We start from the raw sequence: 13,912 nt of genomic DNA on the forward strand, positions 1-13,912 counted from the left end.
GTGACTGTTTTGATTTCCCCTTTTTTGAATTCACCTTTGAAAGTGGGGACTTATGATTGCCATTAAGATAAGCGTTAAGGTACAAGCAGCAAGGTAGACCACTCCCCCGAACAACTACGGGAAAAGAAGCGTTATTTATATCCTTGTATATCCTAACTTGAATACTTTTACTCAAACCAATCATTACAAAATTCGTCATCAGTTACACATAAATACACCATATGTACTTTTTTAATATTTGTAAAGAAAAAAAAAGGATTCCAAATGGAATCCCTATCTTTATCGTGCGTTGGTTCTTTACGTTTTTTTTGGTGGAGAGTACTCGCATAAATCCTCGATGATACAACTGCCGCAGCGTGGTTTTCGAGCAACACAGGTGTATCGACCATGAAGAATTAGCCAGTGGTGAACATCAATTTTGAATTCTTTTGGCACCACTTTTAGCAGTTTTTCCTCAACGTGATCGACGTTTTTTCCCATGGCAAATTTGGTTCGGTTAGAGACCCGAAATATATGCGTGTCGACGGCAATGGTTGGCCAGCCAAACGCTGTATTTAATACCACATTTGCCGTTTTACGCCCAACGCCTGGTAACGCTTCGAGTGCTGCTTGATCTTCCGGAACTTCACCATTGTGTTTGTCGAGAAGGATTTTGCAGGTTTTGATAACGTTTTCTGCTTTGGAATTAAACAGGCCGATGGTTTTTATATACGCTTTGACACCATCGACACCGAGTGCCAGTAACCCTTGAGGGGTATTGGCAACGGGGTAAAGTTTGTCGGTTGCTTTGTTGACGCTGACGTCTGTTGCCTGAGCTGACAAAAGTACCGCGATTAACAATTCAAATGGGCTATTCCAGTTGAGCTCAGTTTCAGGGTGAGGGTTGTTGTCCCTCAAGCGCTCCAGTATTTCTTGTCTTTTTTGTTTGTTCATTTTAGCAGTACTGTCCAGTGTGAAGGTTTTGGTTACTGGTTAGTGACTCGAGCGCGTTCAATGGTGGGTTTTTCTTTTATTGGTTGGCGCTCTTGTTGGTATTTATCAACGATATTTTTTACAGCAATAAGAAGACCGACCCCTATAAAGGCACCTGGTGGTAACAGAGCAAGCAAAAAATTACTCTCGAACTCAAAGATTTCAATACGTAAAGCAGTGGCCCAACTGCCTAATAGGAGATCTGCGCCATCAAAGAGCGTACCGTTGCCAATGACCTCCCGCATTGCGCCAAGTACCACAAGCACGCTTGTCATTCCCAGACCCATCCAAAATCCATCTTGCGCTGAGGGCAGCAGCGGGTTTTTTGAGGCAAATGCCTCGGCACGTCCAATAATAATACAGTTGGTCACGATGAGGGGGATAAAAATTCCGAGTGATAAGTATAGGCCATACGCGTAAGCGTTCATGAGAAGTTGTACGCAAGTGACCAAGGCCGCGATAATCATCACGAAGACTGGGATACGGACTTCTTTAGGAACAAAATCCCTCACCAAGGATACGGTGACGTTCGACCCCACTAACACGAGTAGAGTCGCCAAACCAAGACCGAGCGCGTTGGTAATGGTTGAAGAAACGGCAAGCAGCGGGCAAAGCCCCAGCAACTGGACTAACGCTGGGTTGTTATCCCACATTCCATTTTTTATCAGAATTTTATGTTCACTCATCACTGCCTCCGCAGTTCAGGGGCTGGTTGAGAATTTGAGTCCGCTCTTTGTTAACAAATTGTACCGTATTTCTCACTGCTTTGACTACCGCCCGTGGCGTAATGGTAGCGCCTGTGAATTGATCAAACTGTCCGCCATCTTTGCGTACCTTCCAGCTTGAAAGGTTATCGGGTGTGACGGTTTTGCCTGAAAAACTCAGAATCCAGTCTGTGATACGCAAATCAATCTTATCCCCTAACCCGGGTGTTTCTTGATGGTTGAGCACGCGAGAGCCGAGAATGGTCCCATCTTGTTTGATACCAACGATAATCTTTATGGCTCCGCTATAGCCATCAGGTGCCACCGATTCAATGGCCATCGCGGTGGGTTGACCATCTAGGCTAGCCATATAAACAGGGACAGGCATGTCGGTCCCAAGCGCAGGGTCGGATACCAGCGTACAGGACTGGTAGAGATTATTATTATGCATATCCTTGGGAATGACTTGGTTTAGTACCGACAACAGCTGTGCTTGTTCTTGTCGTTGGATTTGGTCTTTGGTGAGGTATTGCGTGAGAGCGACCACGCCCGTTGACGCGCACGCAAATAGTGCCAATACCACTCCATTTTTACGAATAACGTTTAACATCATGCCCCTTAGTGACCGTAGGTTCGAGGTTTAGTGTAATAATCAATCAAGGGTACTGACATGTTACCCAGTAATACCGCGAACGCGACGCCATCTGGAAAGCCTCCCCAGCTGCGTATGATAAAGACCATGGCACCGATAAAGGCCCCAAAGACGAGACGACCCTTAACGGTTGTAGAGGCTGAAACTGGGTCCGTGGCGATAAAAAAGGCCCCCAGCATGGTCGCACCAGAGAGAAGGTGCACGATGGGGGATGCTGTATCACCCGGCGTCAGTAGGGAAAATAGGCTACTGATAAGCATTAAGCTGACAAGAAAGCTCACAGGAATATGCCAACTGATCACGCGCAGTTTGATCAAGACTAGGCCGCCTATCAGGTAGCTCAAATTGACCCATTCCCAACCTATGCCTGCTAGCCCCCCAAATTGTGGTTGTCTTAGGGCTTCTGCGGCCGTGTTTCCAGTTAATAGGGCCGTTTTAAACGCATCCAGAGGAGTGGCCATTGTCACCCCATCAATCCCGGTTCTGATCTGCTGTAGAGACAAACCATCAAGGTTAAAGCTGGTAAAAATCAGTGAAAATGCGTCACCAAACGAAATTGGGGTGGGTTGCAGAGCATGAGGTGAAAGCCAACTGGTCATCTGCACTGGGAAAGAAATCAGTAGCACGACATAAGCGACCATGGCGGGGTTAAATAAGTTATGTCCAATCCCCCCATAGAGGTGCTTGGCAACCAAAATGGCAAAAATCAGGCCAATCAGCACTAACCACCAAGGCGATAGCGGTGGTATAGCAATGGCCAGTAACCAAGCCGTGACTATGGCGCTGTTGTCTCTTAAAGCGGAGATAGGGTGACGCTTGCGTGCAACCATGACACTCGCTTCTAAGGCTAAGCTGACAATGATGGCAAAACCAAGCTGAATTAACGTTCCCCAGCCAAAGAAATAGGTCTGTGCCGCTAAGCCAGGAAGCGCACACAAGGCGACCCATTTCATTAAATCGGGTGTACTTCTGCGATTGTGCGCATGGGGTGAACTGGCGATAAAGAAGGCCACTAGTCGTTCTCCTCGAATTTACGATTTGTTTCTTTATTAGCTTTGCGCGCTTTTGCTCGTGCAATCGCGGCGGCCACGGCAGCTTTTTTCGGGTCGTCGCTGGCGGGCGTAGGCTGAGCCGCCTCATCGTTTTGAGAAGGGGCTTGTTGTTCTGCTTTGCGCGCTTTTGCACGGGCAATCGCGGCGGCCACGGCGGCTTTTTTCGGGTCGTCGCTGGCGGGCGTAGGCTGGGCCGTCTCATCGTTTTGAGAAGGGGCTTGTTGCTCTGCTTTGCGCGCTTTTGCACGGGCAATCGCGGCGGCCACGGCGGCTTTTTTCGGGTCGTCGCTGGCGGGCGTAGGCTGGGCCGTCTCATCGTTTTGAGAAGGGGCTTGTTGTTCTGCTTTGCGCGCTTTTGCACGGGCAATCGCGGCGGCCACGGCGGCTTTTTTCGGGTCGTCGCTGGCGGGCGTAGGCTGAGCCACCTCATCGTTTTGAGAAGGGGCTTGTTGCTCTGCTTTGCGCGCTTTTGCTCGTGCAATCGCGGCGGCCACGGCGGCTTTTTTCGGGTCGTCGCTGGCGGGCGTAGGCTGAGCCGCCTCATCGTTTTGAGAAGGGGCTTGTTGCTCTGCTTTGCGCGCTTTTGCTCGTGCAATCGCGGCGGCCACGGCGGCTTTTTTCGGGTCGTCGCTGGCGGGCGTAGGCTGGGCCGTCTCATCGTTTTGAGAAGGGGCTTGTTGGTCTGCTTTTTTCTGTCTTGCCTGACGTTTACGTTCTTCTCGTAAGGCCATCATTTCTGAGTTGTCAGGTTCAACCTGCCCCGACTGTATCGCTGCGGCTTGTTTGGCCTTTGCTTTTGCAATGGCCGCAGCCACGGCTGGTTTGACACTCGTGGGCTCTTGGCTGGTCTCATTTTGTTTCGCTTTGACGCGCGCTATCGCCGCAGCCACTGCATCGCCGTCACCAGATTGTTTGCTCTCTTTACGACGATCCTCGGCGGCCTTTTTAAATCGATTTTCTCTCTCTAATTTATCACGCTCTAAGCGGGCCTTGCGCTCTTCAAAGCGCAGCTTGGCACGCTCGGCATTGTCTGCTTCTTCCTTTCGAGTTCGGATTTCTGCTTTCGCTTGGCGATAATAATGCACCAGAGGGATTTCGCTTGGACAGACGAACGCACAAGCGCCGCATTCAATACAGTCCTTCAGGTTTAATTCTTCACATTTCTCATACTCGGCCGCTTTTGCGTGCCATTGGAGTTGCTGCGGAAGGAGCGAGGCAGGGCAGACTTGCGCACATTCGCCACACCGGATACAGGCCATTTCATATTGACTTGGCGCAATTTCTTTACGCGTCGGCGCCAAAATACAATTGGATGTTTTGGTAATGGGGACGTTGGCATGCGGAAGTGTAAAGCCCATCATGGGACCACCCATAATTAGGCGAGGGGTTTTCTTGTCTGCGCTATAGCCAAATTCATCAAGCAGAGCTTGAACGGGTGTGCCGATCAATGCGGTAACGTTGCGCGGCTGTTCGAATGTATCGCCCGTTAAGGTGACAATACGTTCCAGAAGGGGCTTCCCATCACATACCGCGTGCTTGATGGCGCGCAGAGAGCCAACATTCTGAACCAGAATTCCGATCTGTGCTGGGATGCCGTTTTCCGGCACCTCTCTGTTAGTCAGAATTTTTATTAGCTGCTTTTCCCCACCAGAAGGGTATTTAGTGGGTATCACTCGAATGACAATATTTTTGTGCACACAGGCTTTTTCTAGTGCTTGAATCGCGAGGGGTTTATTGTCTTCAATGCCTATAATTGTCAGCTTCGGTTTTAAAATATGTTCGACAATCTCAATACCTTTGAGCACATCATCAGCGTGGGTCTGCAACAACATATCATCAGAGGTGATGTAAGGTTCACATTCGGCGGCGTTGACAATAAGGATTTCAGTACGACCCTGACCGGATTGCACCTTCTTCGCGGTTGGAAATCCAGCACCACCCATGCCTGAGATACCGGCTTGACGAATGATTTCGATGAGATCGTCGGGGGAAGTGCGAGTAAAATCGCTTTGTCCACAATGTTCTATCCAGCGATCCTCACCATCGGGTTCAATAATAATGCAGGTTTCAGATAACCCTGAAGGGTGTGCAGTAGTTCGCAATTCAATGGCACTGATAAGGCCAGAGGTTGGGGCATGAATAGGCAGACTAAAACTGGTATCGTATTGGGTTAAAGCTTGACCCTTCAATACGCGTTCGCCAACACGGACGGTAATTGTCCCTGGTTTCCCAATGTGTTGTTTAACTGGGAGAACAATTTCTCTTGGGATAGACGATCGGGTAATGGGCGTTGTGACCGATTGGCGTTTGTTCTCAGGCGGGTGTACCCCGCCTGGAAAACCCCACAACGCGCCTGATTTTATTTGTTCAATAAGTGAGAGCATACCGATCCTTAATTCACGTCGTTCTGCGTGACGGCAGAATGGGTAACATTAACAACAGGAATGGCGTCCATTTGCCACTTCCAGCTCGCTGTTGTGGTCTCTACAGCGATCATTTCAATACAATCGGTTGGGCATGGTGCTACACACAAATCGCATCCAGTACACTCATCCTTTATGACGGTATGCAGAGCTTTCGTTCCCCCAACAATCGCGTCTACAGGACAGGCCTGAATACACTTGGTGCAGCCTATACACATGTCTTCGTGGATGTAGGCGACTGTTTTTACTGCGTTCTCTAAGTCGTGAGCAGAGTCGGTGGCGTCGACGCCCATTAAGTCAGCCAGCTTTTCTATGGTTGCCTGACCACCGGGAGGACATTTATTGATTTCGTCACCATTTGCAATAGCCTGCGCATAGGGACGACAACCGGGGTAACCACATTGGCCGCACTGAGTTTGCGGTAAAAGAGTATCAATCTGGTCAACTATCGGGTCTGCATCGACTTTGAAGCGCACAGATGCGAACCCCAATATCGCGCCAAACACCGCGGCAAGGAGGACGAGCGCTAGCACAGCAATTAGAATGGCACTCATTACAATTTCACCAGTCCAGTGAAGCCCATAAATGCCAGTGACATTAAACCTGCAGTAATCATTGCAATCGATGCGCCTTTGAAAGGTGCAGGTACGTCGGCCGCATTGATGCGTTCTCGCATCGAGGCAAAAAGGATCAAGACCAGAGAAAAACCAACCGCTGCACCGAAACCGTAGATGATCGATTCGATGAAATTGTGATGTTCATTGATGTTGAGCAGTGCCACGCCTAACACCGCGCAGTTTGTGGTGATCAAGGGTAAAAAGATACCAAGCAAACGGTAAAGCGTTGGGCTGGTTTTGTGCACCACCATTTCGGTGAATTGCACGACAACTGCGATCACTAAAATAAAACTCATGGTTCGTAAATACTGCAGACCCAATGGCGCGAGAATGTAATTTTCAACCAAGTAGGCGCAAACAGACGCCAGAGTCAGGACGAATGTTGTCGCTAAACCCATTCCAATTGCGGTTTCCAGTTTCTTGGAAACGCCCATAAATGGGCATAGGCCTAAAAATTTTACCAGTACAAAATTGTTGACTAGCACGGTGCCAACCAACAACAACAGATATTCGGTCATAATTATAAATTTAAGAGCTTCCGATCCCGACATTATCCTGCTTTGCTGAGTCAATAACAACCAAGGAAAGATAGGGATTTACATAGTTGTTTAAAAATTATACGGGATATTCTAGGATTTTGGGGCAATTGGTCGTTTAATGATGAAAGTCTTGTCTTGGGCAGCAGCTAAAAAAATCATCACTCGAATGTCATTTTCATCTTCATTCTTCATGTGAATGTTATTCAGTTGCCTTCTTTATTTTTATCCAGCCGAAGATGAGACTATAGCCTGATTAAAGGTGGGAGAGGTCTAAGGTCGATCAGTGGTGGCAAGTCTGAAGTTCCAAATAAGAGCATTGGCGGCGGCCCATCGTCCAACAACGTGTCCAACTTAATTAAGTGAAGTAACGCGTAAAAGCGGCGCACATATTGTTTGGTTTCTTTCGGCAGTTTCAGGGAAGAAAACTCGCGAGTACCGGCTTTTTTAATTGCACGCGCGACTCTGCCTTCTCCTGCGTTGTAGGCGGCCAGTGTCAGGGAAAGATCATCAAATTTGTTATATAAGAATACCAGATAACCAATAGCAGCTTTTGTACTGGCTATCGAGTCAAAGCGCTGGTCGTCTCGCTCATCAATGTTTAGCCCAAAGCGTTGAGCGGTCGCCGGAATCAGTTGCCAGAGCCCAGCGGCATTGGCCGGTGATACGGCTTTAGGGTTATAAGACGACTCAAGCATGGGCAACAGCACCAAATGCTTAGGCAAGGAACGATCAATAAGCTGAGACGATATGTGCTTGATGAGGGGTTTGTTAGCCTTCAATCTCAACTCGATGCGGCTTTTGTGAGGGGTAAGGATATCAATTTCACTCTTGATTTCAGAGGAAAGAGCGTTAGCAGATCGAGCGAGCGTGGCATAGCATGATGCGGTGATAAGACTCGCCGTCAATAATATCAACGTTTGCCAACTATATTTTATCCGCATAGGTATGCTGATTGGGTTGAGTAATTTGGACCATTAGTTCATGAAAGTTAGCAGAAGTTTGCCCATTGTCTTGATTCAGCTTCTGGCATTGTTCGATCATGCCTTGCAACATTCTACATTGGGCGCTCACTTGTTTGCTAATCGCTGGCGGCAATAGCGAAATCAGTTTATCTACCCCACGCTTTTCTACGGGTAAAGCGAGGGTAATCATAGTTTGACGTCGTTCTTCTGCGTGAGCGATTAGCTGGTTAAGCAATGGTTTCTGTTGCTCAAGGTTAGCACTTAGACGAGTTGCATCTAAGGTCAGATATAACTGTTTCTGCTCGCGAAGCAAAGGCGTTAATTGTTGATACAATCGTATATCTTGACCAATTGTTTTGACATATTGCTTTATCAATCGTGAGGGATCGGACGTCGTCATACTTGTATCCTTGAATCGCTAATTATTCGTGACCGGTATGAAATTGAAGTACTGCTTGAGAAAGGGCTTTCGTGTCCAAAGAAAGTTCACCGTTTGCAAGTGCATTACGTACCTGTTCTACCTTCGCCATATCGACATCAGGTAATGATTTCATCTGAGCCAAAGCGCTATCGAGTGCCGCGGTATTCGTGTTAACCATGGCCTCTGAGACGGGGTTCACTTCCGGTTTTGGAGTGGGTGTTTTAAAAGAGTGCTCTAAACTGCTTTGTGGGACATGGCCGCCCGCAACTTTATCGACTTTCATAGTGTTATCCTCAATCAATGTGGTTACAGGTATAATGCGACCATTAGGCCATAAAATTAAATGTCAGCTACGACTTTTTTATATCTACCTGAATTTATTGCAGAGTGTTGGGTTTAAAGCACAAAATGATAACTTGAGCCCAAAATCAGAATTGGGTCCGAACCATATTGAGATCGGTGACGACGGCCCTTATGATTTTTCCTGAAGCACTATTTCGCACATCAATTTGTTGCCCCTGTTCCCCATTTTCCATCGCCACGCCACGCGTTGTCGCGCTAAATCCGTCTTTCGCAGCCACAATCACGACTTGATTACCTTTATTGACCATTGGCAGCGCATCCAATTTTTTAGGATCCAACACTTGACCTGAACGAATCCGCCGAGCGGCGGTGTTATTGAGCGCCTGAGAAATGCGGGTAAAAAAGTCTTGGCTTCGAGTGAACGTTCGTTCTTCAAGGGCCAATACGCTGGCAGTGACCGCATCACCTCGGTTCAGCCCATTGAGCGCAACGACAACATTGAGTGTGATCCTGGATTTTATACTGACATTCAGTCTCCACGTTGTTGTCGAATCAAGACAACTGACTGAACGTTTGAGATTTCCAACCGGCAAGGACTGACTATCAATGCCTTTTACGACAAGGGCAACTGGGCATTTCGACAAGTGATTCGCGGTCGTTGGGACGCGGATCGTATATTCGAGCTGGTACTCGCCCCACAGGCGGGTCTCCGCTTGGTTTTTTACCTCTTGTTCAAAGTCTTGCGCTACGGTTTTGTGGATGGCTTGCTGCGACATCGGGTTGGTGCTTCCAAAAGCGGCAGGAACATGGAAAAAGAGGCTTGCAGCTCCCCATAGGAAAACAGAGGAAGTCAGGGTGTTCCTCTTGATGTCACCGACTTCCGTTTTGCGGAAGTTTACGTTCCTTTCTTTTTTGTAAGTATATGATTTCATTTGTTTTAATTTATGGCACGTATCTTGTTTTATTGGTACTGATTCAAGCCAATTGTAAAGGAAAGAGACATGGCTATTTCGTTTGATAATGCGTTGGGAGTCCATCCTGACGCGCTGAACTTTCGGGTTCAGCGTACCAAAGTCCTTGCCAGTAACCTAGCAAATGTTGATACGCCGGGGTACTTGGCCAAAGACCTGAGTTTTACCACTGTCATGAAACAGATGTCACCGCAGGGTGTGAATCAGCCTGTGCCGCAATTGAAAGTATCAACGCAATATTCAATTCCTTACCAGAACAGCAAAGATAGGAATACGGTTGAACTGGGTGTTGAGCAAGGAAAATTCACTCAAAATAATATGGACTTTCAGACCAGCCTGACTTTTCTCAATATGAAGTTTAATGGTTTATCCAAAGTCATCGAGGGACGTTAATCATGTCATTTACTGATATATATTCCATAGCCGGTTCGGCGATGAATGCACAGACTGTGCGCCTCAATACCGTTGCCAGTAATTTGGCCAATGCCGACGCGGTTTCCGCCAACCCAGATGACGCCTATAAAGCACTGAAACCAGTATTTGCCACGGTTTACAGTAAAACTCAGTTGACTACTGGGCAAGACGATTACCCGAATGCAGAGGTAAGAATTGTTGATGTTGTCCAAAGTGCAGGTCAGGCAGACAAGCGCTTTGAACCGAGCAATCCGTTGGCCAATGATGAGGGTTACGTGTACTACCCCGATATTGATGTTGTTGCGGAAATGGCCGATATGATGTCTGCGACACGTAGCTTTGAAACCAATGTTGAAGTGTTGAGCAATGTGAAAAGCATGCAGCAAGGATTACTTAAATTAGGGCAGGGCAGCTAATGACTATTGCCTCGCAACATACCCTAAATGCTGGAAACTCAGTGAACAGTGCTTCAAATTCTGTTGGTATTGCGGGTAACCCCCAAGATGCCAACAGCTCGACATCGTTGCAGAATGAATTCATTAGCTTGATGGTGGCCCAGATTCAAAATCAGGATCCATTGGACCCATTAGATGGCACGGAGTATGTCAGCCAGCTTGCTCAATTTTCTCAAGTACAAAGTACCGAGAATATGTCATCAATGATGAAAAACAGCATGGTACTTCTAGACAATATGCAAGTACTGTCAACGGCCGGTTTAGTTGGCCAAACCGTGTATGTTTCAGGCAGTGAATTTGATCTCACTGACAAGATACAAGCGGGAAAAATTGAACTGGACCATGCCTCAAGCCAAGTCAATTTAGTCGTCAAAGACGAATTTGATCAGCGTGTCAAAGTGCCTTTAGGCGCACATGCTGCTGGTGATGTTGACTTCTCAATCAATCCAACAGAGCTGGGCTTAAAGCCCGGGAAATATTCCGTTTCCGTTGAAGTACAGGAAGGCCAGTCCGCACCGAATATCCTATTGTCCGGTCAGGTAGAGCAAGTCCGTATCCCAAGTTCAGGTGGCGCAACGTTTGTCAATATTGAAGGTGTTGGCAGCGTCCCTTTCTATCAAATCACTCAGTTTGGTGCTTAACCAATAAGGAATACAGAGCGTTATGAGTTTTAATATTGCCCTTAGTGGCCTCGATGCGACGAACAAAGAATTAAATACGATCAGCCATAATATCGCCAATGCGTCCACATACGGATTTAAAGGTGCCCGAACCGAATTTGCTGCGGTTTATAATGGTATGCAGCCTGGGGGTGTTGAAGTTGCTTCAATTTCTCAGAACTTTGATAAAAATGGTTCGGTTAGCGGAACCGGTCGAGCAATGGATTTGGCGATCAATGGTAGTGGTTTCTTTGTCACCAAAGACAGCGCTGGCCAGATGTTATATACGCGCTCGGGTGTGTTTGGAACAGATAAAGACAATTATGTTGTTGGCAACACGGGTGGGAAGCTTCAAGGCTACAGTGTTGATGCGAACAACACGCTTCTTTCTGGTGCCTCTGGAGACATCAAGATTTCAACCTCTTCGCTTGCGGCCAAAGCCACGGACAAGATGGAGTTCATTGCTAACTTTGATGCGACTAGCGCGACCATAGATCAAACGACCAACCCTTTTAACCCTAGCGATACCGACTCGTTTAACTCCTCCTACACGACAAAAGCGTACGACTCTCAGGGTAAACCTCACAGCATCACTCAGTACTTTACCAAGGTCGCCGACAATACTTGGGAAGTGAATGTACAAGTGGATAGCGGCGCAGCCCCAGTTTCTACTTTAGCCATGACGTTTAATCCAGATGGCTCTCTGGCAACTCCGACAGGCAGCTTTAACCTGTCTTTCCCTGCGCCAGGTGCCAACGCAATGAGTATCGATGTTGATTTATCGGGCAGTACTCAGTTTGGTAGTGGCTTTGGTGTCAGTACCAATAACCCTAATGGCTACACATCTGGTGAGTTAGCGGGCGTGAGAGTTGAAAACAACGGTATGGTTTATGCGACTTATACCAATGGTCAGTCTCAGCTTCAGGGGCAAGTGGTATTGGCTGACTTCGCCAACACACAGGGGCTAGCGAAAGTCAGTGGTACCGCATGGACACAAAGTTTTAGTTCTGGAGCGCCCGTTGTCGGTGTACCAGGTTCAGGGACTTTGGGAGATTTAACTCCGGGAGCGCTTGAAGGCTCAAACGTCGACTTGACTAGCGAATTGGTTAACTTGATGACCGCTCAGCGCAATTATCAAGCCAATGCAAAAACCATTTCGACCAGTGATAAGTTGACTCAGGCACTATTCAACGCCATCTAACGGAGCCTTAAATGGACAGTTTGTTATTTACCGCAACATCGGGAGCGAGCAGGGTAATGAAAGCCCAGCATGTACGCTCCAACAACTTGTCAAATGCCGACACGGCAGGCTTTCGTGCAGATATGGAACGTGTTTCCAGCATCAAGATGGAAGGTTCGGGTTTTGATGGTCGCACCTTGGTGGCGACGAATTCCGCTTCGACACGTTTTGACGAGGGAGACATTGTTAAAACCGGCCGAGCGCTTGATGTTGCTGTGATGGGCGAAGGTTACCTCACCGTGCAAACCGCGGATGGGCAAGAAGCCTACACGCGCGCAGGTAACATCAAAGTCGATTCATTTGGTGCCTTAAGCATCAATGGTTTTGCGGTTATCGGCGACGGAGGCCCGCTGACCTTGCCTGATTACCAATCGGTCGACATCAGTGAACGGGGGCTGATTTCAGTCGTGCCACCCGGTGGCGGCGCTGAAATTGAAGTTGGCACCCTTAAGCGGGTTAATCCACAAACCAATCAGCTGCAAAAAGAAAGTGACAGCCTTTTACACAGCATTGATGGAAATCCTTTTGCTGAAGATGAAACGGTCCAACTTGCGCCTGAGCATATCGAAGGCAGTAACGTTTCTGCAATTGATGAATTACTTAATGTTATGTCGCTCACCCGAAATTTCGAAATGCAAGTTCGGATGATGAAAACAGCAGAGACTTTGGCTCAGGCTGGAAACAAATTAATGGCGTCGCGCTAAGCGGCGTCAAAGGAGTAGAAAATGCATTCAGCATTATGGGTAAGCAAAACGGGTATGGCCGCTCAAGATACGAAGATGACGGCGATCTCCAACAATCTAGCCAATGTGAATACGGTCGGATTTAAACGTGACAGGGTAGTTTTTGAAGACTTGTTTTACAACATCCAACGTCAACCTGGTGCGCAAGTAGACGACGTTAACCAACTGCCGTCTGGCGTTCAGCTTGGTAGTGGTGTGCGTGTTGTCGGCACTCAAAAGGTGTTTACACAAGGCAATGCTCAAAATACCAGCCAAGAGTTGGATTTAGCGGTCATGGGACAAGGTTTCTTCCAGATAGAAAATTCAGATGGTCAGATCATGTACACCCGAAATGGTCAATTTCATGTGAACTCTGAGGGCCTGATGGTCAACAGTCAGGGGTTACCGCTTGAGCCTCAGATCCAAATTCCGGAAGACGCAATATCCCTATCTATTGGCGTGGATGGCACCGTTTCGGCAACCACGCCGGGCAGTACAACTCCGACTGGCTTGGGTCAGATTACGTTAGCACGATTTATCAACCCAGCAGGTCTTGAGGCGGCGGGCGGTAACCTATTTCGTGAAACCGAAGCCAGTGGTCAGGCTGAAGAGCTGACCGCAGGTGAGGAGGGAGCCGGAAGCATCAAACAAGGCGCCCTAGAAGGCTCTAATGTTCAAGTTGTTGAGGAAATGGTTGACATGATTACCACACAACGCGCTTATGAAATGAACGCCAAAGTGGTCTCTGCAGCAGATGATATGCTGAAGTTTGTTGCCCAGTCGGTGTAATAGTTACGTGATGATAA

17 protein-coding genes are annotated in these 13,912 nt (G+C 47.8%); 6 read left to right on the top strand and 11 right to left on the bottom strand.

Translation table 11 applies throughout. The features are described from left to right. Positions 1–297 precede the first annotated feature (297 nt). From nth to flgA, 11 genes are all read right to left on the bottom strand, one after another. Positions 298–933 (bottom strand): endonuclease III, encoded by a 636-nt coding sequence (nth, locus tag HLM86_RS06010; protein ID WP_170882405.1) that lies wholly within the window; start codon positions 931–933, stop codon positions 298–300. Between the two features lie 32 nt (positions 934–965). Further along, positions 966–1,658 carry an electron transport complex subunit E gene (locus HLM86_RS06015; RefSeq protein ID WP_076587501.1) on the bottom strand — a complete coding sequence of 231 codons (693 nt, stop codon included), beginning with the start codon at positions 1,656–1,658 and terminating at the stop codon, positions 966–968. Then, positions 1,651–2,286 carry an electron transport complex subunit RsxG gene (gene rsxG / locus HLM86_RS06020; RefSeq protein ID WP_076587499.1) on the bottom strand — a complete coding sequence of 212 codons (636 nt, stop codon included), beginning with the start codon at positions 2,284–2,286 and terminating at the stop codon, positions 1,651–1,653. The genes HLM86_RS06015 and rsxG overlap by 8 nt, the downstream gene beginning before the upstream one ends. 8 nt (positions 2,287–2,294) lie before the next feature. Beyond that, positions 2,295–3,341: an electron transport complex subunit RsxD gene (gene rsxD / locus HLM86_RS06025; protein ID WP_076587497.1), complete on the bottom strand. Its 1,047-nt coding sequence runs from the start codon at positions 3,339–3,341 to the stop codon at positions 2,295–2,297. Continuing rightward, positions 3,341–5,764 (bottom strand): electron transport complex subunit RsxC, encoded by a 2,424-nt coding sequence (rsxC, locus tag HLM86_RS06030; protein WP_171831434.1) that lies wholly within the window; start codon positions 5,762–5,764, stop codon positions 3,341–3,343. The genes rsxD and rsxC overlap by 1 nt, the downstream gene beginning before the upstream one ends. Positions 5,765–5,772: 8 nt before the next feature. Continuing rightward, a complete protein-coding gene (gene rsxB, locus HLM86_RS06035; protein WP_076587494.1) occupies positions 5,773–6,357 on the bottom strand; it encodes an electron transport complex subunit RsxB in 585 nt (194 codons plus the stop codon). Continuing rightward, positions 6,357–6,938 (bottom strand): electron transport complex subunit RsxA, encoded by a 582-nt coding sequence (gene rsxA, locus HLM86_RS06040; protein WP_076587594.1) that lies wholly within the window; start codon positions 6,936–6,938, stop codon positions 6,357–6,359. Before rsxA ends, rsxB begins: the two co-directional genes overlap by 1 nt. Before the next feature lie 263 nt (positions 6,939–7,201). Beyond that, entirely contained in the window at positions 7,202–7,900 is a 699-nt protein-coding gene (locus tag HLM86_RS06045) for a lytic transglycosylase domain-containing protein (protein ID WP_170882407.1), read from the bottom strand. Beyond that, positions 7,884–8,321 carry a flagellar protein FlgN gene (locus tag HLM86_RS06050; RefSeq protein ID WP_076587492.1) on the bottom strand — a complete coding sequence of 146 codons (438 nt, stop codon included), beginning with the start codon at positions 8,319–8,321 and terminating at the stop codon, positions 7,884–7,886. Before HLM86_RS06050 ends, HLM86_RS06045 begins: the two co-directional genes overlap by 17 nt. A 22-nt stretch (positions 8,322–8,343) precedes the next feature. Beyond that, on the bottom strand, positions 8,344–8,625 hold the full coding sequence (flgM, locus tag HLM86_RS06055; RefSeq protein WP_076587491.1) for a flagellar biosynthesis anti-sigma factor FlgM: 282 nt from the start codon (positions 8,623–8,625) through the stop codon (positions 8,344–8,346). 145 nt (positions 8,626–8,770) lie between these two features. Beyond that, positions 8,771–9,577, bottom strand: coding sequence for a flagellar basal body P-ring formation chaperone FlgA (flgA, locus tag HLM86_RS06060; protein WP_076587489.1), 807 nt, complete (start codon positions 9,575–9,577; stop codon positions 8,771–8,773). Positions 9,578–9,646: 69 nt separating this feature from the next. On the opposite strand from flgA, the gene flgB reads away from it, so the two are divergent. The 6 genes from flgB to flgG are packed head-to-tail and all read left to right on the top strand — an operon-like array spanning position 9,647 to position 13,895. Next, positions 9,647–10,009: a flagellar basal body rod protein FlgB gene (gene flgB / locus HLM86_RS06065; protein WP_076587488.1), complete on the top strand. Its 363-nt coding sequence runs from the start codon at positions 9,647–9,649 to the stop codon at positions 10,007–10,009. Positions 10,010–10,011: 2 nt separating this feature from the next. Further along, on the top strand, positions 10,012–10,446 hold the full coding sequence (flgC, locus tag HLM86_RS06070; RefSeq protein WP_076587486.1) for a flagellar basal body rod protein FlgC: 435 nt from the start codon (positions 10,012–10,014) through the stop codon (positions 10,444–10,446). Then, complete coding sequence (flgD, locus tag HLM86_RS06075) at positions 10,446–11,126, top strand: flagellar hook assembly protein FlgD (RefSeq protein ID WP_076587484.1); 681 nt, start codon at positions 10,446–10,448, stop codon at positions 11,124–11,126. Before flgC ends, flgD begins: the two co-directional genes overlap by 1 nt. A 22-nt stretch (positions 11,127–11,148) precedes the next feature. Continuing rightward, positions 11,149–12,345, top strand: coding sequence for a flagellar hook protein FlgE (gene flgE / locus HLM86_RS06080; protein ID WP_076587482.1), 1,197 nt, complete (start codon positions 11,149–11,151; stop codon positions 12,343–12,345). A gap of 11 nt (positions 12,346–12,356) precedes the next feature. Beyond that, positions 12,357–13,088, top strand: a complete 732-nt coding sequence (locus tag HLM86_RS06085) for a flagellar basal body rod protein FlgF (RefSeq protein ID WP_076587480.1) — start codon at positions 12,357–12,359, stop codon at positions 13,086–13,088. Positions 13,089–13,109: 21 nt separating this feature from the next. Next, complete coding sequence (gene flgG / locus HLM86_RS06090) at positions 13,110–13,895, top strand: flagellar basal-body rod protein FlgG (protein ID WP_076587478.1); 786 nt, start codon at positions 13,110–13,112, stop codon at positions 13,893–13,895. Positions 13,896–13,912 lie beyond the last annotated feature (17 nt).

The sequence above is a fragment of the Vibrio ostreicida genome, from assembly GCF_013074385.2.
Taxonomy (GTDB): Bacteria; Pseudomonadota; Gammaproteobacteria; order Enterobacterales; family Vibrionaceae; genus Vibrio; species Vibrio ostreicida.

What these genes read in the sequence shown, in the direction of transcription:
- nth (WP_170882405.1), bottom strand. Translation starts at nt 933, where the DNA reads ATGAACAAACAAAAAAGACAAGAAATACTGGAGCGCTTGAGGGACAAC.
- HLM86_RS06015 (WP_076587501.1), bottom strand. Translation starts at nt 1,658, where the DNA reads ATGAGTGAACATAAAATTCTGATAAAAAATGGAATGTGGGATAACAAC.
- rsxG (WP_076587499.1), bottom strand. Translation starts at nt 2,286, where the DNA reads ATGTTAAACGTTATTCGTAAAAATGGAGTGGTATTGGCACTATTTGCG.
- rsxC (WP_171831434.1), bottom strand. Translation starts at nt 5,764, where the DNA reads ATGCTCTCACTTATTGAACAAATAAAATCAGGCGCGTTGTGGGGTTTT.
- rsxB (WP_076587494.1), bottom strand. Translation starts at nt 6,357, where the DNA reads ATGAGTGCCATTCTAATTGCTGTGCTAGCGCTCGTCCTCCTTGCCGCG.
- rsxA (WP_076587594.1), bottom strand. Translation starts at nt 6,938, where the DNA reads ATGACCGAATATCTGTTGTTGTTGGTTGGCACCGTGCTAGTCAACAAT.
- HLM86_RS06045 (WP_170882407.1), bottom strand. Translation starts at nt 7,900, where the DNA reads ATGCGGATAAAATATAGTTGGCAAACGTTGATATTATTGACGGCGAGT.
- HLM86_RS06050 (WP_076587492.1), bottom strand. Translation starts at nt 8,321, where the DNA reads ATGACGACGTCCGATCCCTCACGATTGATAAAGCAATATGTCAAAACA.
- flgM (WP_076587491.1), bottom strand. Translation starts at nt 8,625, where the DNA reads ATGAAAGTCGATAAAGTTGCGGGCGGCCATGTCCCACAAAGCAGTTTA.
- flgA (WP_076587489.1), bottom strand. Translation starts at nt 9,577, where the DNA reads ATGAAATCATATACTTACAAAAAAGAAAGGAACGTAAACTTCCGCAAA.
- flgB (WP_076587488.1), top strand. Translation starts at nt 9,647, where the DNA reads ATGGCTATTTCGTTTGATAATGCGTTGGGAGTCCATCCTGACGCGCTG.
- flgC (WP_076587486.1), top strand. Translation starts at nt 10,012, where the DNA reads ATGTCATTTACTGATATATATTCCATAGCCGGTTCGGCGATGAATGCA.
- flgD (WP_076587484.1), top strand. Translation starts at nt 10,446, where the DNA reads ATGACTATTGCCTCGCAACATACCCTAAATGCTGGAAACTCAGTGAAC.
- flgE (WP_076587482.1), top strand. Translation starts at nt 11,149, where the DNA reads ATGAGTTTTAATATTGCCCTTAGTGGCCTCGATGCGACGAACAAAGAA.
- HLM86_RS06085 (WP_076587480.1), top strand. Translation starts at nt 12,357, where the DNA reads ATGGACAGTTTGTTATTTACCGCAACATCGGGAGCGAGCAGGGTAATG.
- flgG (WP_076587478.1), top strand. Translation starts at nt 13,110, where the DNA reads ATGCATTCAGCATTATGGGTAAGCAAAACGGGTATGGCCGCTCAAGAT.